The organism is Pseudomonas sp. GW821-FHT07F01 (assembly GCF_059418825.1).
In genome coordinates, this window is sequence record NZ_JBWKQO010000005.1 from 467,971 (window position 1) to 485,167 (window position 17,197).

Genomic DNA, 17,197 nt, shown 5'->3' on the forward strand with positions numbered 1-17,197 from the left:
AGGAGCGGCGGTTCTTATTAGTGCTGCGCGTTAGCGCAATCAGCTGGGCATCGATATTACAAGATGCTCAGTGGGTACTCTACGATGATGCGAACGTCGTTGTTGTCTGCGGTGTAGTCTTTGTTGTAAGCACCGTTTGCACGGTACACAGCGCTACGCAGGCGGAACGACAGGTCCTTGGCTGGACCTTCTTGCATCACGTACTTGGTTTCGAAGTTGAACTCGTTTTCCTTGCCTTCGGTGTTCGACGAAGTGGTGATGTTGTCACCCTTCACGTAACGGGCCATGAAGCTCAGGCCTGGAACACCCAGGGTCGCCATGTTCAGGTCGTAGCGAGCCTGCCAGGAGCGCTCGTCTTCACCGATGAAGTCGGAGATCTGGATGGAGTTGGCGACGAAGACGGTACCGTTGCCGTCAACACCGTACAGGTAGTTGGTGTCGCCGGTGGAGCGCTGGTGGGCGATGGTGAACTTGTTCGGGCCGATGCTGTAGGCGGCCGCCAGGCTCCACAGTTTGTTGTCCAGCTTGCCGTACAGCTTCTTGCCGTCGTCTTCGGTGCGATAGCCGTTGAAGTCGAGGTTCAGCGACTGGTTATCGGCGATCGGGAAGGTGTAGTTCAGGTTGATGTACTGCTTCTTGAAGTAGTCATCGACCTTGGACGCGGCCACGCCACCGACGAAGTTATCGGTGAACTGGTAGGTAGCGCCCGCGAAGTCGGCAGCGGTCAGGCCCGGGTTTTTCAGGCCGGTGTCACCGTTGCGACCGTTGATGCTGTCGTTGTACTGGCCGGTTTGCGAGCGCAGTGCAGTGAAGTGACCAGCGTTCAGTTCCAGGCCTTTGATCTCTTTGCTGGTGATCAAGGTACCGGTGGCCACTTCAGGCAGCAGACGGCTGTCGTCGGTGGAGAACACAGGGCTTGCAACCATCTGGTCGCCGTACTTGAGCACGGTGTCGGAGATGCGGAATTTGACTGCGCCGCCTACGGCCGAAGAGTCTTTTTCGGGTTGGCCGAGGCTATTGTTGGCGGCCAGGCCGTTACCGGAGCGACCTGCGCCGCCGTCGAGTTTGATCACGCCCATGGCGAAAGCATCGACACCGACGCCTACGGTGCCCTGAGTGAAGCCGGAGTTGTACTGCAGCAGTTCACTCAGGCCGGTATCTTGGCGATAGCCGCTCTTGAAAGTACCGTCGTCACGCGCATGGTTGCCTGCACCGTTCTTGAAATCACGGTTCATGTACTCGAGACGGGTTTTGGCTGTCAGGGTGCTATCTTCGATAAAGCCTTTTGCATCGTCCTGGGAGGATGCAATTGCAAACTGCGAGGTGCCTGCTGATACAGCCAGGGCGATCATGCTCCACTTCATCACGCGCATCGTGATTTGCTCCTTTGGTTTTTAGAAGAGTACTGCCGTCCCACCTGTTTTTTTATCTGGGCGGCTCTTTCTTTTTGTGTCGGCGCAAACTTATATCACGCTGACAATGTTGGCGATACTTGCCTATCTATCCTTTCAGCTTCTTTACGGCCCTGTCGCAATTTGCTCGATAGGCGTCGTAATTCTGCAGTCAGTCTGTATCCAGGCCGACAACTTTCAGCAGTGTTTTTCGAAGCCGAGAATGAAGGAAACAAGTCCCCATGCACACACTCTAAAAAGCACCGCGGGGCAGCCCTGCCACTATTATTATGAGTCTGTAAGGCCTGACTTCCGTTAGACCGTTGCAGACGATGCGGGGTTGAATGCAACAAGCGTGCACAAACTGAATCTAGCCACCCATTTTTCTTCAAAGAGCCGTTCGGGCCTGTAAAAACCGCATAAAATCGCTGTTTCAAGGGGCGTTTTGTTTGGCTTGACTCTGTGGTTTTCCTGGTGCAGGGCTGTGCATTAAGTTGCACAGTGCGGCGAAACGTTACCGCTGCACACTGCAAAGTGAGTAAACGGCGGATGCTTGAGGAATTTAGCGTAGACCGCCTGTGCGATTCTGGTGCAAAACTTTTGCAACGCTGTGCACGATTCATACAGTCAGGCCCAGGCAAAATAAGGGGCGCAAGGGTTGGCTCGGGTCATTTTCCGAATGGTCTGCGGGTTGTGGGCGCAAATGGTGCGAGGCGCGAGAAAATGTCCTGCTGTGGGGCGTGGCCTTTGCATCGCGATCGGCTCCTTGCCGTGCCTGGGTGTGTGCTGTCCGGTCTCTGGCTCATTGGTCATGAAGCGCAGGGCATTCGCAGGTATGCTGCGCGTCTGTCGCCTGGCAGGAGTCCGTCTACTGGACGCCGGGCTGAAACAAGCTGAGCGGGAGTAAACGCGGTGTTCACTTTAGATTCACGGCTGCAACAAGACACATTGACCCTCGGGGATTTCCCCCTCTGCCGGTTGCTGCTGTCCAATGACGCCAACTATCCCTGGTTCATCCTGGTGCCGCGTCGCGAGGATATCAGCGAGTTGTTTCAACTGGATGTCACCGATCAGCAACAGCTATGGCAGGAAACCACCGCGCTGGCCGAGTTGCTCAAGGACTCGTTCGATGCCGACAAGTTGAATGTGGCGACGTTGGGCAATGTGGTGAGCCAACTGCATATGCACGTGATCGTGCGCAGGCGTGATGATGCGGCATGGCCGGCACCGGTATGGGGCAAGCATCCGGCCAAGCCTTACAGCACCGAGCAAGTGGCGGCGATCCGTGAACGCCTGCGGTTGGTGCTGACCGATGATTTTCAGTTTCTGGAGGGGTGAGGCATGAGTCTGCAAGAGCGTGTAACCGACCTGGAGAGCCGCCTGGCGTTTCAGGATGACACCATTCAGGCCTTGAACGATGTGCTGGTGGCCCAGCAGAGGGCAGTGGAGCGCCTGCAGTTGCAGATGGCGGCATTGCTCAAGCGCCAGGAAGAAATGGTCGGGCAGTTCGAGTCGTTCGAAGAGGAAGCGCCACCCCCTCATTATTGAGGGGATCGTTGGCCATAAAAAACCGCGCCTGGGCGCGGTTTTTTTATGGGCGGCCGATCAGCGGCGCGGCAGCGCGGCAATCACGTCTTCGGCTTGCAGGCCCTTGTCACGGTTCATTACCGAGAACTCCACGCGCTGGCCTTCCACCAGGACGCGATGGCCTTCTCCGCGAATGGCGCGAAAGTGCACGAAAATATCATCGCCGGAATCCCGGGAGATAAAACCGAAGCCCTTGGAGGTGTTGAACCACTTCACGGTACCGGTATCACGATTGCTCATATCGTAGCTTGGCGTGGCGGAAGCGGAAGGTGATGACTTGTAGAAGCTGATGGCCAGGTGCAGGACTACGGCGATCAGTGCAGTCAGCAAGCTGACCAGAACCGCCGGTTGGCCACCAATGACTGGCATGGGGGCCAGCAGGGTGAGGGTTTGCAGTACAACGACCAGCACCAGCAGGGCGCTGACCAGATTTTGCAGGTGATGACGAGAGCCTTTGTTCCAGTAGGGAATAACTGGAGCCAGGATCAGGTTGAGCAGGCCGAAAAGGGCCAGGTAAAGAGCATCGGGTTGTTGCAGGTAGGGAACCGCGTCAGATCTCAGACTCGGAATCAAGGACAGCAGCAAAGCTGCAATGCCTGTCAGCAGGTGGACGATTTTCAACATTTTGATTAACTCACGTTAAGAAGGAAGCACAAGGAGGAGCTGATCACGCACGGTTCGCTTCTGAACAAATAGGTGAGGCGGTGGTTACGTACGCGGTGTCAGCCTATGCGCGCTGGCCGAAGAAATAGGCAACAGCGACACGGGCTCTATTTAACAGCAAAGCCCAGGCCTTCTCAAATCAGCAGCGGGGCTTGGCCCGGGCGTACAAATGAGCGCTTCTGCAGGCCGAGCTCGGAGAATCGGGCAAAAGCCTGTTCTAGACAGATGGCGGTGATTTTTCCAAGGAACGTCGGATTTCTGCTGCTGTCTGACCTGACTCGAACTCAGTGAGGTTTATCCCGGGCCGGGCCACGGGACAATCCACCGCAGGCCGATTGACGATCCTGGGCGGCGCAGGGGCGGTACTCTTGCTAGAGTGGTCCGGCAGATGAATGGGTGAATCCATCCCGATAACGGAGAGAAACATGGCAATTGATATCGGTATCAGCGAAGAAGATCGTAAATCCATCGTCGACGGTCTTTCCCGTCTGCTTTCGGATACCTACGTGTTGTACCTGAAAACCCATAATTTCCATTGGAACGTCACCGGCCCGCAATTCCGTACCCTGCACTTGATGTTCGAAGAGCAGTACAACGAACTGGCCCTGGCAGTGGACCTGATCGCCGAACGCATTCGCGCCCTGGGCTTCCCGGCTCCGGGGGCCTATTCCATCTATGCCCGGCTGTCTTCGATCAAGGAAGAGGAAGGGGTGCCTGCCGCCGAGGAAATGATCAAGCAACTGGTCGCCGGCCAGGAAGCAGTGACCCGTACCGCCCGCGGCATCTTTCCGTTGCTGGACAAGGTCAGCGACGAGCCCACGGCGGATCTGCTGACCCAGCGCATGCAGGTGCATGAAAAAACCGCGTGGATGCTGCGCTCTCTGCTGGAAAACCGTTAAGCCCGCTCCTGCGAATGGCGTCCCGTACGCCGTTCGCACCCTCGCCCAGCAGGCAGCACCTGCGTTCTCCTGACCTTCCGGGGTTGCAGCCGGATAGATGCCTGACGGTCGGTGACGCCCGCGATGGGGTCATACGGCTGCACAGGGCCGATTTAATGGATATAATCCCGCTCTTTGCTACGTAGCCCGGGCTTTGGCGTGGGCTCTGGCTGTAGTTCAAGCAGTAATCTGGATTGCCGAGACGCCCCCCATGCCCATGTACGACTATCAATGCGCTTCCTGTGGTCATCAGCTGGAAGCCATTCAAAAGATCAGCGCCGCGCCGCTGGTCGACTGCCCAGCCTGCCAGGCGCCCGAGCTGAAAAAGATGCTGTCCATGCCTGGTTTCCGCCTGAGCGGCACCGGCTGGTACGAAACCGACTTCAAGACCGGCTCCAAGAAGAACCTGGCCGGTGGCGACAAAGCTGACTAAGTTGAACGACACGCGCGAGTTCTTGCACTATCCGGCACCTTGAGGTGCGCAAGGCCTCCATCGAATTTCGAATTACGAGAAGTGAAACCACTACCATGATGCGCAGCCATTATTGCGGCCAACTGAACGAAAGCCTGGAAGGTCAGGAAGTAACCCTTTGCGGATGGGTCCACCGTCGCCGTGACCACGGCGGGGTGATCTTCCTCGATATCCGTGATCGTGAAGGTCTGGCCCAGGTGGTGTTCGACCCGGACCGCGCTGAAACCTTCGCCGCCGCCGACCGCGTGCGCAGCGAATACGTGGTCAAGATCACCGGCAAGGTACGCCTGCGTCCGGCCGGTGCCGGCAACGCCAACATGGCTTCGGGCATGATCGAAGTCCTGGGCTACGAGCTGGAAGTGCTGAACGAAGCGGAAACCCCGCCGTTCCCACTCAACGAATACTCGGACGTGGGTGAAGAAACCCGTCTGCGCTATCGCTTCATCGACCTGCGCCGTCCGGAAATGGCCGAGAAGCTGCGCCTGCGTTCGCGCATGACCACCAGCATCCGTCGCTACCTGGACGAGAACGGTTTCCTCGACGTGGAAACCCCGATCCTGACCCGCGCCACCCCAGAGGGCGCCCGCGACTACCTGGTGCCGAGCCGCACCCACGCCGGCAGCTTCTTCGCCCTGCCGCAATCGCCACAGCTGTTCAAGCAACTGCTGATGGTGGCCGGCTTCGACCGCTACTACCAGATCGCCAAGTGCTTCCGCGACGAAGACCTGCGTGCCGACCGTCAGCCTGAGTTCACTCAGATCGACATCGAGACCAGCTTCCTCGACGAAAAAGACATCATGGGCCTGACCGAAGGCATGATCCGCAACCTGTTCAAGGAAGTGCTGGGTCTGGAATTCGGCGAATTCCCGCACATGACCTTTGAAGAAGCCATGCGTCGCTACGGTTCCGACAAGCCGGACCTGCGCAACCCGCTGGAACTGGTGGACGTTGCCGACCAGCTCAAGGAAGTGGAGTTCAAGGTGTTCAGCGGCCCGGCCAACGATCCGAAATGCCGCATCGCCGCCTTGCGCGTTCCAGGCGGGGCGAGCATGCCGCGCAAGCAGATCGACGACTACACCAAGTTTGTCGGCATCTACGGCGCCAAGGGCCTGGCCTACATCAAGGTCAACGAGCGCGCCAAAGGCGTTGAAGGCCTGCAATCGCCGATCGTCAAGAACATCCCGGAAGCCAACCTGAACGTGATCCTCGATCGCGTGGGCGCGGTCGACGGCGACATCGTGTTCTTCGGGGCCGACAAGGCCAAGATCGTCAGCGAAGCCCTGGGCGCGCTGCGTATCAAGCTCGGTCACGACCTGAACCTGCTGACGTGCGAATGGGCGCCGATGTGGGTTGTCGACTTCCCGATGTTCGAAGAGAACGACGACGGCAGCTTCACCGCCCTGCATCACCCGTTCACCGCGCCGAAGTGCTCGCCGGAAGAACTGGAAGCCAACCCGGCTACCGCTCTGTCGCGCGCCTACGACATGGTTTTGAACGGCACCGAATTGGGTGGCGGTTCGATCCGTATCCACCGCAAGGAAATGCAGCAAGCGGTATTCCGCCTGCTGGGCATCAGCGAAGCGGAACAGGAAGAGAAGTTCGGCTTCCTGCTGGACGCCCTCAAGTACGGCGCGCCGCCGCACGGTGGCCTGGCCTTCGGCCTGGACCGCCTGGTGATGCTGATGACCGGCGCCCAGTCGATCCGCGAAGTGATCGCGTTCCCGAAAACCCAGAGCGCGGCCTGCGTCATGACTCAGGCACCGGGTCTGGTGGATGCCAAGGCTCTGCGCGAGCTGCACATCCGCCTGCGCGAACAGCCCAAGGCTGAATAAGCCGGCCCGATAAGGCGCACCTTCGGGTGCGCTTTTTCTATGGGTCGAGTTTTGTTGCCCGCACCCGCCAGGCGGCGTGGGCAATGTTTCAAAGAGAATTTGGAGCAAGTTATGGCAGGTCATTCCAAGTGGGCGAACATCAAGCACCGCAAAGAGCGTCAGGATGCCAAGAGAGGCAAGATTTTCACCAAGTGGATTCGTGAGCTGACTGTCGCGGCCCGTCAGGGCGGCGGCGATCCCAACTCCAACCCACGCCTGCGCCTGGCCCTGGACAAGGCCCTGGGTGCCAACATGAGCCGCGACATCATCGACCGGGCCATCGCCCGTGGCACCGGCGCTGCCGGCAGCGACGATGTGGTCGAGCTGACCTATGAAGGCTATGGCCCCAACGGCGTGGCGGTGATGGTCGAGTGCATGACCGACAACCGCAACCGCACCGCGGCAGCTGTTCGTCATGCCTTCAGCAAGTGTGGCGGCAACCTGGGTACCGACGGTTCGGTGGCCTACCTGTTCGAGCGCAAGGGGCAGATCACCTTCGCCGAAGGTGTCGATGAAGACGCCTTGATGGAAGCGGCGATGGAAGCCGATGCCGACGATGTGGTCAGCAACGAAGACGGTTCGATCGACGTGTTCACCTCGTTCGCCGGTTTCTATGGCGTGCGCAATGCCTTGGAAGCGGCGGGTTTTACTGCTGCGGACGCGGAAATCGTCATGCTGCCGACCACCAGTGCCGAACTGGACCTGGAAGGCGCCGAGAAGGTCCTCAAGCTGATCGACATGCTGGAAGACCTGGATGATGTGCAGAACGTCTATTCCAACGCAGATATTCCCGAGTCGGTCGCCGAGCAACTCGGCTGATTCAACTGCACTAACCTTGAGGCCGGAGGTGCGACGCCGTGATCATTGCGCGGCAGGGCGCTTCCGGCTTCTGCCTTTTCGCTGTTCCGGTCCTGGCCGGCAAGCCTTTTTATTCAAGCAGCAGGCGTTATGACTCTTATTCTTGGCATCGACCCCGGTTCGCGCATTACCGGTTATGGCGTGGTTCGAGACACGGGGCGCGGCTGTGTGTACGTGGCCTCTGGCTGTATCCGTACCGGGGCTGGCGAGCTGCCCGACCGGCTGCAGATCGTCTATCGCGGGGTGCGTGAAGTGATCCAGACCTACGGTCCGGTGACCATGGGGATCGAGAAGGTGTTCATGGCGCGCAACGCCGACTCGGCGCTCAAGCTCGGCCAGGCGCGGGGGGCTGCGATCGTTGCCGGTGCCGAAGAGGGGCTGGAGATTGCCGAGTACACCGCCACCCAGGTCAAGCAGGCCGTGGCCGGCACTGGCGGGGCCAACAAGGAACAGGTGCAGATGATGGTCATGCACCTGCTCAAGCTGACCACCAAGCCGCAGATCGATGCCTCGGATGCCCTGGCCATTGCCATCTGTCACGCTCATACCCGTTCCAGCCTGCTGCCCCATGGTCTGGGGACAGCACGCAGTCGTGGCGGCCGCCTGCGTCTCTGATAGCATCAGCGCAGTCATTTTAGGGATTGAGCGTTTTGCGCCTGGGTAGCCGGCGCAGACGCTCGCCCAACGAGTCGCCAGCTGCGGGCTGGCCATCGCCTAAGGATCTGAAACGTGATTGGACGCTTGCGCGGCACCCTGGCTGAGAAACAGCCGCCGCACCTGATTCTTGATGTAAACGGGCTGGGATATGAAGTCGAAGTGCCGATGACCACCCTGTATCGCCTGCCGTCGGTCGGCGAGCCCCTGACCCTGCACACCCATTTGGTCGTCCGCGAGGATGCGCAGTTACTCTACGGTTTTGCCAGCAAGCGCGAGCGAGACTTTTTCCGCGAGTTGATCCGTCTCAATGGTGTGGGCCCGAAACTGGCCCTGGCGTTGATGTCCAGCCTTGAGGTGGATGAGCTGGTGCGTTGCGTGCAGGCCCAGGACACCTCGGCCCTGACCAAGGTGCCCGGAGTCGGCAAGAAGACCGCCGAGCGCCTGCTGGTAGAACTCAAGGACCGTTTCAAGGCCTGGGAAGCCGTGCCGAGCATGTTCGCCCTGGTGCCGAACCAGCCGGATGCGCCGGCGCCAGTGGCCAGCGCCGAGTCGGACGCGGTCAGCGCGCTGATCTCCCTGGGCTATAAGCCGCAGGAAGCCAGCAAGGCCGTATCCGCGATCAAAGACAAAGGCTTGAGCAGTGAAGACATGATCCGCCGAGCCCTGAAGGGAATGATTTAAGTGATTGAAGCCGACCGTCTGATCGCCGCCACGGGCCCCCGTGAGCGCGAGGAAATCCAGGACCGGGCGATTCGTCCGGTCAGCCTGGCCGACTACATCGGCCAGCCTAGCGTGCGCGAGCAGATGGAGCTGTTCATCCAGGCCGCCCGTGGGCGCAACGAATCCCTGGACCACACCCTGATCTTCGGTCCCCCGGGCCTGGGCAAGACCACCCTGGCCAACATCATCGCCGAGGAAATGGGGGTGTCGATCAAGAGTACGTCCGGCCCGGTGCTGGAGCGCCCTGGCGATCTGGCGGCCTTGCTGACCAATCTTGAGCCTCACGACGTACTGTTCATCGACGAGATTCACCGGCTTTCGCCGATTGTCGAAGAAGTGCTGTACCCGGCCATGGAAGATTTCCAGCTCGACATCATGATCGGCGAAGGCCCTGCGGCGCGCTCGATCAAGCTCGATCTGCCGCCGTTCACCCTGGTGGGGGCAACCACGCGTGCGGGGATGCTGACCAACCCGCTGCGGGACCGCTTCGGCATCGTCCAGCGCCTGGAGTTCTACAGCACTGCGGACCTGGCAACCATTGTCAGCCGTTCCGCCGGCATTCTTGGTTTGCCCCTGGATCCGGAAGGCGCCTTCGAGGTCGCGCGCCGTGCCCGGGGCACTCCGCGGATCGCCAACCGTCTGCTGCGTCGGGTGCGGGATTTCGCCGAGGTGCGGGCCAAGGGGCATATCACCAAACCGATCGCCGACCTGGCGTTGAACCTGCTGGACGTCGATGAGCGTGGCTTCGACCACCAGGACCGACGTCTATTGCTGACCATGATCGAGAAGTTCGACGGCGGACCGGTGGGGGTCGACAGCCTGGCCGCGGCCATCAGTGAAGAGCGCCATACCATCGAGGATGTGCTGGAGCCGTACCTGATCCAGCAGGGCTATATCATGCGCACCCCCCGTGGTCGTGTGGTGACCCGGCACGCCTACCTGCACTTCGGTCTTAACATTCCGTCACGAATGGGGGACATGCCCGTGGTAGACGAATTCCTCGATGCCGTGGACGATTAATAACCCGCTCTTTGTCGATTTATTCGGGGTTTGTGCTGTCCTAGGGACTGGCATGGTTAAAACATCACGAAAAGTCGTACAAGAATGAAAAAACAGTTGCCTGGCCGGATTGGCAACCTGAGGAGTAAGCACTAGAGTATGCGCGCGCAAAACGGGCTTGAGCCGTTCGCACATCGTTGTCGCGTTTATTACGAGGACACCGATGCCGGCGGCATCGTGTATTACGTTAATTACCTTAAGTTTATGGAGCGGGCTCGAACCGAGCGGCTACGACACCTGGGCTTTGCCCAGTCGCAGCTGGTGGGGGAGAACCTGTTATTTGTCGTGCACTCCAGCGAAGCGCGTTATCACGCGCCGGCGCGACTGGACGACGAACTTCTGGTCAGTGCCCAAGTTACCGAATTGAACCGGGTCAGCCTGCGCTTCACTCAGCAGGTCAGGCGAGCCAAAGACAATGCGCTGCTCTGTGAAGGGCAGTTCCTGGTGGCCTGTGTGCGCGCCGACAATTTCAAACCCCGCGCCATTCCAGACGCTCTGCGTACGGCCTTTGCCGACGAGAGCAGCGCGGGTACACACTCAGAGCAGGAGATAAAGCGTGGAAGCTAACGTCGTCGACCATTCCTCCATGTGGAGCCTGGTCAGCAATGCCAGCGTTGTAGTGCAGTTGGTAATGCTGACCCTGGTTGCCGCATCGGTGACTTCATGGATCATGATCTTTCAGCGCAGCAATCTGCTGCGTGCCGGTCGACGTGCCCTGGAGAGCTTCGAAGAGCGCTTCTGGTCCGGTATCGACCTGTCCAAGCTGTACCGCCAGGCGGGCAGCAACCCTGATCCGGATTCCGGCGTGGAGCAGATCTTCCGTGCCGGTTTCAAGGAGTTCTCCCGCCTGCGCCAGCAACCGGGTGTCGATCCTGAAGCGGTCATGGAAGGCGTGGCCCGTGCCATGCGCGTAGCGATTTCCCGCGAAGAAGAAAAGCTCGAGCAGAGCCTGCCGTTCCTCGCCACTGTCGGTTCCGTCAGCCCGTACATCGGTCTGTTCGGTACCGTCTGGGGGATCATGAACTCCTTCCGCGGCCTGGCTCAGGCCCAGCAAGCGACCCTGGCTACCGTAGCCCCGGGTATCGCCGAAGCACTGATCGCCACGGCCATCGGCCTGTTCGCGGCCATCCCGGCGGTGATCGCCTACAACCGCTTCGCCGCTCGTGGCGAGACGCTGATCAGCCGTTACTACACCTTCGCCGACGAGTTCCAGGCGATCCTGCACCGTAAAGTGCACACCAGCGAAGAGTGAGCAGGTAAAACCCATGGCCCGAGTTCGCCACAAACGCAAGCCGGTTGCCGAGATGAACGTGGTGCCTTACATCGACGTGATGTTGGTACTGCTGGTTATCTTCATGGTGACCGCGCCGATGCTCAACCAGGGCGTGAAAGTTGACCTGCCCAAGGTTTCCAGCGAAGCCTTGCCCCAGGACAACAACACCCAGGTGCTGACCATCTCGATCAAGGCTGACAAGACCTACTACTGGAACCTTGGCAGCGAAGTCGACACCGAAAAGCAACAGGACAAGGCGATGACCTTGCCGCAGATGACCGACGCGGTGACCAAGATCATCCGTGCCGGCAATGAAGGCGGCAAGCACACCCAGGTGTTCATTCGCGGTGATAAATCCGTCGACTACGGCGCCGTGATGGGTGCCATGGGCGGCCTGCAGAAAGCCGGAGTCGGTAACGTTGGCCTGATTACCGAGGCGCCCTGATGCACCAACAGCGAGAGCCGTCCGCCTCGGAAAGCTACTTCTGGCCTAGTGTCTGGGCAATTGCCCTGCACGTGCTGGTGTTTGGCATGCTGTTCGTCAGCTTTGCCATGACCCCGGAACTGCCCCCGGCCAAGCCGATCGTTCAAGCGACCCTGTACCAGCTCAAATCCAAGAGTCCGGCAACCACCCAGACCAATCACAAGATTGCGGGTGAGGCGAAGAAATCCGCCGCGCGCCAGACCGAAGCCGAACAGTTGGAGCAGAAGAAGGTCGAGCAGGAAGAGATCAAGGCCGCGGAACAAAAGAAAGAAGAGGCTGCTCAAAAAGCCGAGGAAGCGAAAAAGGCCGATGAGGCCAAGAAAGCCGATGAGGCGAAGAAGGCGGATGACGCCAAGAAAGCCGCAGAAGCGAAAAAGGCTGAAGAGAAACAATTGGCTGATATAGCCAAGAAGAAATCCGAAGAAGAAGCCAAGAAAGCTGCTGAAGAAGAGGCCAAGAAAAAGGCCGCTGAAGAAGCGAAGAAGAAAATCGTCGAAGACGCGAAGAAGAAAGCCGCGGAAGACGCGAAGAAAAAAGCTGAAGCAGACGAGGCGAAGAAAAAGATCGCCGAGGATGCCAAGAAGAAAGCTGCGGCCGACGCTGCGAAGAAGAAGGCCCAGGAAGCAGCGCGCAAATCTGCCGAAGAGAAAAAGGCCCAGGCCCTGGCGGACTTGCTGTCCGATAAGCCGGAGCGTGAAGCCACCAAGTCGGATGAGGTGGGTGACAGTGTCGCAGGCAGTTTCGATGACCTGATTCGCATTCGTGCGGCGGAAGGCTGGGCTCGTCCTCCTTCGGCGCGCAAGGGCATGACGGTGGAACTGCGGATCGGCATGTTGCCTGATGGCACGGTGACCACGGTCAGCGTGATCAAGTCCAGTGGTGATGGTCCGTTCGACGCTTCGGCGGTGGCGGCAGTCAAGAACATTGGGCGTTTGACAGAAATGCAGGGTTTGAGTCCGAAGGATTTCGCGCCCTATCGTTCATTCAAGATGACATTCACACCTGAGGATCTAGCCTTGTGAGAAACCTTCTTCGAGGAATGCTTGTCGTTATTTGCTGTATGGCAGGGATAGCGGCAGCGGATGAAAAAAACATTCTGGTCACCAGTGGCAGTGATCGGGCGACACCGATTGCGGTAGTGCCGTTTGGCTGGCAGGGCGGCAGCGTGCTGCCGGACGACATGGCACAGATCATCGGTGATGACCTGCGCAACTCGGGTTACTACGCACCGATTCCAAAGCAGAACATGATCAGCTTGCCGACTCAGGCCAGCGAAGTCATTTTCCGCGACTGGAAAGCCCTGGGCGCCCAGTACGTGATGGTCGGCAGCATTGTTCCAGCCGGCGGTCGCCTGCAGGTGCAGTACGCGCTGTTCAACGTCGCGACCGAGCAGCAAGTGCTGACCGGCAGCGTGTCGGGTAGCGTTGATCAGTTGCGGGACATGTCGCACTACATTTCCGACCAGTCCTTTGAAAAACTCACCGGCATCAAGGGGGCGTTCTCTACGCGCCTGCTGTATGTGACGGCTGAGCGTTTCTCGGTGAACAACACCCGTTACACCCTGCAGCGTTCGGACTACGACGGTGCTCGGGCGGTAACCCTGTTGCAGTCTCGCGAGCCGATCCTGTCGCCGCGCTTTGCTCCGGATGGCAAGCGCATTGCGTACGTGTCGTTCGAGCAGAAGCGCCCGCGCATCTTCGTTCAGCACATCGATACCGGGCGTCGTGAGCAGATCACCAACTTCGAAGGCCTGAACGGCGCTCCAGCCTGGTCGCCAGATGGCACCCGCCTGGCTTTCGTGCTGTCCAAGGACGGCAACCCGGATATCTATGTGATGAACATGGCGTCCCGGCAGATCAGCCGCGTCACCAGTGGCCCGGGCATCAACACCGAACCGTTCTGGGGCAAGGATGGTTCCACCATCTATTTCACCTCCGACCGTGGCGGCAAGCCGCAAGTCTATAAAAGCAATATCAATGGCGGTGGCGCCGAGCGTGTGACCTTTATTGGTAACTACAACGCCAACCCGAAACTTTCTGCTGACGAAAAGACCCTGGTAATGATTCACCGCCAGGATGGTTTCACCAACTTCCGGGTAGCGGCTCAGGATTTGCAGCGCGGTAGCGTAAAAATCCTTACAGACACTAACCTTGATGAGTCAGCTACTGTTGCGCCCAACGGCACCATGGTAATCTACGCCACCCGCCAGCAGGGCCGGGGAGTCTTGATGCTCGTGTCCATTAATGGACGTGTGAGGCTCCCGCTTCCTACCGCTCAAGGCGAAGTCAGAGAACCGTCCTGGTCCCCTTACCTGAACTGACGCGGCGCTACAATGTTTCACTTAACACACTGGGGTTCATTAGGAGTTTCACGATGGAAATGTTGAAGTTTGGTAAGTTTGCTGCGCTGGCTCTGGCCATGGCTGTGGCTGTAGGTTGCTCCTCCAAAGGCGGCGACAATGCCGGTGAAGGCGCTGTTGATCCAAACGCTGGTTACGGCGCTAACACCGGTGCTGTTGATGGCTCCCTGAGCGAAGAAGCTGCTCTGCGCGCAATCACCACCTTCTACTTCGAATACGACAGCTCGGACCTGAAGCCAGAAGCCATGCGCGCTCTGGACGTTCACGCCAAAGACCTGAAAGCAAACGGCGCTCGCGTTGTTCTGGAAGGCAACACCGACGAACGTGGTACTCGTGAGTACAACATGGCTCTGGGCGAGCGTCGTGCTAAAGCCGTTCAGCGCTACCTGGTTCTGCAGGGCGTTTCCCCTGCACAGCTGGAGCTGGTTTCCTACGGTAAAGAGCGTCCAGTTGCTACTGGCCACGACGAGCAGTCCTGGGCTCAAAACCGTCGCGTCGAACTGCGTAAGTAATTCGTCATGCGAACGTGCCGTCGTGCTGTAACTATTTTGGCTCTCAGTCTCACGCCGCTCGCGGCGTGGTCTGCGGTTCCTGTGGTCGATAACAACTCCGGCTATAACAATAGCGGGAGCAGTTATCCGCCAGCGGGTTATGGCACGAACGGCGCCTATGCCGGGGGAGGGGTTTCGACCCCTGTCTCGGCACAGGGCGAGCTGTTCCAGCAACTGCAGCAAATGCAGGAACAGATTGCACGCCAACAGGGTGTGATCGAAGTTCTGCAAAATGATGTAGCGCGGATGAAGCAAGAAAGCCTGGAGCGTTACCAGGATCTTGATCGACGCATAGGAAGCGGTGTCGCACCTGCCGCAACTCCTGAGAATTCTTCTGCCGGTGGCGATAACAGCGCTGCCGGTGCCGCTGCTCAGGCGCCAGCCGCCAGTAGCGAACCCGGTGATCCGGCCAAGGAAAAGCTCTACTACGATGCTGCCTTCGACCTGATCAAGGCCAAGGATTTCGACAAGGCCAGCCAGGCCTTCTCGGCATTCCTGCGCAAGTACCCCAACAGCCAGTACGCCGGCAATGCCCAGTACTGGTTGGGTGAAGTGAACCTGGCCAAAGGCGACCTGCAAGGCGCGGGCCAGGCATTTGCCAAGGTTTCCCAGCTGTATCCCAAGCACGCCAAGGTGCCGGATTCGCTGTACAAGCTGGCTGACGTAGAGCGTCGTCTCGGTCACACCGACCGGGTCAAGGGCATCCTGCAGCAGGTGGTGGCCCAGTATCCGGGCACTTCCGCCGCTCAGTTGGCCCAACGGGACCTGCAGCGCATGTAAGTGCGTTGGCCTCCGTTACAAGAAACCCGCGCTTGTCGCGGGTTTTTTCGTTAGAATCCATGCCCTTTTTCTGAAACACGCTTCCTGGGATCTGCGCGATGGCGGGGTTCCTTGAAGTGCCTGACGGAGGCGGACAGCCTGTTTAGCTGTTACGCCCGTGGCGACTATGCAAGACACATTGAGAATCACCGAAGTTTTCTACTCGTTGCAGGGGGAAACTCGGACTGCCGGGCTGCCCACGGTTTTTGTGCGCCTGACCGGTTGCCCGTTGCGTTGCCAATACTGCGACAGTGCCTACGCGTTCAGCGGCGGTAGCCAGCGGACCCTCGATAGCCTGCTGGAGCAGGTTGCCGGTTTCCGCCCTCGCTACGTCTGCGTCACTGGTGGCGAGCCTCTGGCCCAGCCCAATGCCATTCCCTTGCTCCAGCACTTGTGCGATGCCGGCTACGAGGTCTCGCTGGAAACCAGCGGTGCCCTGGATATCTCTGCGGTGGACCCGCGCGTCAGTCGGATCCTTGATCTCAAGACTCCCGGCTCCAAGGAAGCGCACCGCAACCGCTACGAGAATATCGAGTTGCTGACTGCCAACGACCAGGTCAAGTTTGTCATCTGCTCCCGCGAGGACTATGACTGGGCGGTGTCCAAGCTGATCCAGTACGGTCTTGAGCGACGCGCCGGCGAAGTGCTGTTTTCGCCCAGCCACCATGACTTGAATGCACGAGACCTGGCGGACTGGATCGTCGCCGACAACCTGCCAGTACGTCTGCAACTGCAGTTGCATAAATACCTGTGGAATGACGAGCCGGGGCGCTGACATGACTGAACAAGCACAGAACCCATCTTCGAGTGAAAAGCGTGCCGTGATCCTGCTGTCCGGTGGCCTGGACTCTGCCACCGTGGTGGCCATGGCTCGCGCCGAAGGCTACCGCTGCTACACCATGAGCTTCGATTACGGCCAGCGCCATCGGGCCGAGTTGCACGCCGCCGAGCGCGTGGCCCGGGACCTCGGTGTGGTGGAGCACAAGGTGATCGGCCTGAACCTCAACGGTATTGGCGGCTCGGCACTGACTGATAGCACCATCGAGGTGCCAGAGGCGCCGGGGGAGGGCATTCCTGTCACCTACGTGCCCGCACGCAACACCGTCTTCCTGTCCCTGGCCCTGGGCTGGGCGGAAGTCCTGCACGCGCGGGATATCTTCATCGGTGTCAATGCGGTGGATTATTCCGGTTATCCGGATTGCCGTCCCGAGTTCGTCGAGGCCTTCGAGCGCATGGCCAACCTGGCGACCAAGGCCGGTGTCGAAGGGCAGGGCTTTCGTATCCAGGCGCCGCTGCAGAACCTCAGCAAGGCCGAGATCATCCAGGCCGGTGTTCGCCTGGGGGTTGATTACGGGCTGACGGTTTCCTGCTATCAGGCAGACGATAGCGGCCACGCGTGCGGCAAATGTGACAGCTGCCGTTTGCGTGCTGAAGGCTTCAAGGCGGCCGGAATCAGTGATCCAACACCTTATTTTTGATTTTTTTCATATAGGGT

20 protein-coding genes are annotated in these 17,197 nt (G+C 59.2%); 18 read left to right on the forward strand and 2 right to left on the reverse strand.

Annotated features, from left to right (window positions below):
• Window positions 1-56: 56 nt before the first annotated feature.
• Window positions 57-1,373, reverse strand: a complete 1,317-nt coding sequence (locus AC07R1_RS20510) for an OprD family porin (protein ID WP_065365302.1) — start codon at window positions 1,371-1,373, stop codon at window positions 57-59.
• Between the two features lie 930 nt (window positions 1,374-2,303).
• On the opposite strand from AC07R1_RS20510, the gene AC07R1_RS20515 reads away from it, so the two are divergent.
• Together AC07R1_RS20515 and AC07R1_RS20520 are read left to right on the forward strand one after the other, a co-directional pair.
• Window positions 2,304-2,729 carry an HIT domain-containing protein gene (locus AC07R1_RS20515; RefSeq protein ID WP_011063026.1) on the forward strand — a complete coding sequence of 142 codons (426 nt, stop codon included), beginning with the start codon at window positions 2,304-2,306 and terminating at the stop codon, window positions 2,727-2,729.
• Window positions 2,730-2,732: 3 nt separating this feature from the next.
• The gene (locus tag AC07R1_RS20520; protein ID WP_011063025.1) at window positions 2,733-2,939 is read left to right on the forward strand and encodes a SlyX family protein; all 207 of its coding nucleotides are present in this window, start codon (window positions 2,733-2,735) and stop codon (window positions 2,937-2,939) included.
• Window positions 2,940-2,996: 57 nt separating this feature from the next.
• Here the strand turns inward: AC07R1_RS20520 and AC07R1_RS20525 are convergent, their stop codons facing one another.
• Window positions 2,997-3,602, reverse strand: a complete 606-nt coding sequence (locus AC07R1_RS20525; RefSeq protein ID WP_011063024.1) for a cold-shock protein — start codon at window positions 3,600-3,602, stop codon at window positions 2,997-2,999.
• 464 nt (window positions 3,603-4,066) lie between these two features.
• On the opposite strand from AC07R1_RS20525, the gene AC07R1_RS20530 reads away from it, so the two are divergent.
• From AC07R1_RS20530 to queC, 16 genes are all read left to right on the forward strand, one after another.
• Entirely contained in the window at window positions 4,067-4,540 is a 474-nt protein-coding gene (locus AC07R1_RS20530; RefSeq protein WP_011063023.1) for a Dps family protein, read from the forward strand.
• Between the two features lie 250 nt (window positions 4,541-4,790).
• A complete protein-coding gene (locus tag AC07R1_RS20535) occupies window positions 4,791-5,012 on the forward strand; it encodes an FmdB family zinc ribbon protein (protein WP_010457489.1) in 222 nt (73 codons plus the stop codon).
• A gap of 95 nt (window positions 5,013-5,107) precedes the next feature.
• Window positions 5,108-6,883, forward strand: coding sequence for an aspartate--tRNA ligase (aspS, locus tag AC07R1_RS20540; RefSeq protein WP_011063022.1), 1,776 nt, complete (start codon window positions 5,108-5,110; stop codon window positions 6,881-6,883).
• A 111-nt stretch (window positions 6,884-6,994) separates the two neighbouring features.
• Window positions 6,995-7,741 carry a YebC/PmpR family DNA-binding transcriptional regulator gene (locus AC07R1_RS20545; RefSeq protein WP_011063021.1) on the forward strand — a complete coding sequence of 249 codons (747 nt, stop codon included), beginning with the start codon at window positions 6,995-6,997 and terminating at the stop codon, window positions 7,739-7,741.
• A gap of 129 nt (window positions 7,742-7,870) precedes the next feature.
• A complete protein-coding gene (ruvC, locus tag AC07R1_RS20550; protein ID WP_011063020.1) occupies window positions 7,871-8,395 on the forward strand; it encodes a crossover junction endodeoxyribonuclease RuvC in 525 nt (174 codons plus the stop codon).
• 114 nt (window positions 8,396-8,509) lie between these two features.
• Window positions 8,510-9,118, forward strand: coding sequence for a Holliday junction branch migration protein RuvA (ruvA, locus tag AC07R1_RS20555; RefSeq protein ID WP_011063019.1), 609 nt, complete (start codon window positions 8,510-8,512; stop codon window positions 9,116-9,118).
• Window positions 9,119-10,177: a Holliday junction branch migration DNA helicase RuvB gene (gene ruvB, locus AC07R1_RS20560; RefSeq protein WP_011063018.1), complete on the forward strand. Its 1,059-nt coding sequence runs from the start codon at window positions 9,119-9,121 to the stop codon at window positions 10,175-10,177.
• 138 nt (window positions 10,178-10,315) lie between these two features.
• Entirely contained in the window at window positions 10,316-10,783 is a 468-nt protein-coding gene (gene ybgC / locus AC07R1_RS20565) for a tol-pal system-associated acyl-CoA thioesterase (RefSeq protein WP_011063017.1), read from the forward strand.
• Window positions 10,773-11,468 carry a protein TolQ gene (gene tolQ / locus AC07R1_RS20570; protein ID WP_011063016.1) on the forward strand — a complete coding sequence of 232 codons (696 nt, stop codon included), beginning with the start codon at window positions 10,773-10,775 and terminating at the stop codon, window positions 11,466-11,468. The genes ybgC and tolQ overlap by 11 nt, the downstream gene beginning before the upstream one ends.
• 13 nt (window positions 11,469-11,481) lie before the next feature.
• Complete coding sequence (tolR, locus tag AC07R1_RS20575; protein ID WP_011063015.1) at window positions 11,482-11,934, forward strand: protein TolR; 453 nt, start codon at window positions 11,482-11,484, stop codon at window positions 11,932-11,934.
• Window positions 11,934-12,995 (forward strand): cell envelope integrity protein TolA, encoded by a 1,062-nt coding sequence (gene tolA / locus AC07R1_RS20580; protein ID WP_011063014.1) that lies wholly within the window; start codon window positions 11,934-11,936, stop codon window positions 12,993-12,995. Before tolR ends, tolA begins: the two co-directional genes overlap by 1 nt.
• Window positions 12,996-13,012: 17 nt before the next feature.
• Window positions 13,013-14,293 carry a Tol-Pal system beta propeller repeat protein TolB gene (gene tolB / locus AC07R1_RS20585; protein WP_015636767.1) on the forward strand — a complete coding sequence of 427 codons (1,281 nt, stop codon included), beginning with the start codon at window positions 13,013-13,015 and terminating at the stop codon, window positions 14,291-14,293.
• 53 nt (window positions 14,294-14,346) lie between these two features.
• Complete coding sequence (gene pal, locus AC07R1_RS20590) at window positions 14,347-14,844, forward strand: peptidoglycan-associated lipoprotein Pal (RefSeq protein WP_003227510.1); 498 nt, start codon at window positions 14,347-14,349, stop codon at window positions 14,842-14,844.
• Window positions 14,845-14,850: 6 nt separating this feature from the next.
• A complete protein-coding gene (ybgF, locus tag AC07R1_RS20595) occupies window positions 14,851-15,663 on the forward strand; it encodes a tol-pal system protein YbgF (protein ID WP_011063012.1) in 813 nt (270 codons plus the stop codon).
• Window positions 15,664-15,829: 166 nt separating this feature from the next.
• Complete coding sequence (gene queE, locus AC07R1_RS20600; RefSeq protein WP_011063011.1) at window positions 15,830-16,477, forward strand: 7-carboxy-7-deazaguanine synthase QueE; 648 nt, start codon at window positions 15,830-15,832, stop codon at window positions 16,475-16,477.
• Between the two features lies 1 nt (window position 16,478).
• Window positions 16,479-17,180, forward strand: coding sequence for a 7-cyano-7-deazaguanine synthase QueC (gene queC, locus AC07R1_RS20605; protein ID WP_011063010.1), 702 nt, complete (start codon window positions 16,479-16,481; stop codon window positions 17,178-17,180).
• Window positions 17,181-17,197 lie beyond the last annotated feature (17 nt).

Coding starts and splice junctions, on each gene's coding strand:
- AC07R1_RS20520 (WP_011063025.1), top strand. CDS start 2,733: ATGAGTCTGCAAGAGCGTGTAACCGACCTGGAGAGCCGCCTGGCGTTT.
- AC07R1_RS20530 (WP_011063023.1), top strand. CDS start 4,067: ATGGCAATTGATATCGGTATCAGCGAAGAAGATCGTAAATCCATCGTC.
- ybgF (WP_011063012.1), top strand. CDS start 14,851: ATGCGAACGTGCCGTCGTGCTGTAACTATTTTGGCTCTCAGTCTCACG.
- tolA (WP_011063014.1), top strand. CDS start 11,934: ATGCACCAACAGCGAGAGCCGTCCGCCTCGGAAAGCTACTTCTGGCCT.
- pal (WP_003227510.1), top strand. CDS start 14,347: ATGGAAATGTTGAAGTTTGGTAAGTTTGCTGCGCTGGCTCTGGCCATG.
- tolB (WP_015636767.1), top strand. CDS start 13,013: ATGCTTGTCGTTATTTGCTGTATGGCAGGGATAGCGGCAGCGGATGAA.
- AC07R1_RS20545 (WP_011063021.1), top strand. CDS start 6,995: ATGGCAGGTCATTCCAAGTGGGCGAACATCAAGCACCGCAAAGAGCGT.
- tolR (WP_011063015.1), top strand. CDS start 11,482: ATGGCCCGAGTTCGCCACAAACGCAAGCCGGTTGCCGAGATGAACGTG.
- ruvC (WP_011063020.1), top strand. CDS start 7,871: ATGACTCTTATTCTTGGCATCGACCCCGGTTCGCGCATTACCGGTTAT.
- queE (WP_011063011.1), top strand. CDS start 15,830: ATGCAAGACACATTGAGAATCACCGAAGTTTTCTACTCGTTGCAGGGG.
- AC07R1_RS20535 (WP_010457489.1), top strand. CDS start 4,791: ATGCCCATGTACGACTATCAATGCGCTTCCTGTGGTCATCAGCTGGAA.
- AC07R1_RS20510 (WP_065365302.1), bottom strand. CDS start 1,373: ATGCGCGTGATGAAGTGGAGCATGATCGCCCTGGCTGTATCAGCAGGC.
- queC (WP_011063010.1), top strand. CDS start 16,479: ATGACTGAACAAGCACAGAACCCATCTTCGAGTGAAAAGCGTGCCGTG.
- aspS (WP_011063022.1), top strand. CDS start 5,108: ATGATGCGCAGCCATTATTGCGGCCAACTGAACGAAAGCCTGGAAGGT.
- ybgC (WP_011063017.1), top strand. CDS start 10,316: ATGCGCGCGCAAAACGGGCTTGAGCCGTTCGCACATCGTTGTCGCGTT.
- AC07R1_RS20525 (WP_011063024.1), bottom strand. CDS start 3,602: ATGTTGAAAATCGTCCACCTGCTGACAGGCATTGCAGCTTTGCTGCTG.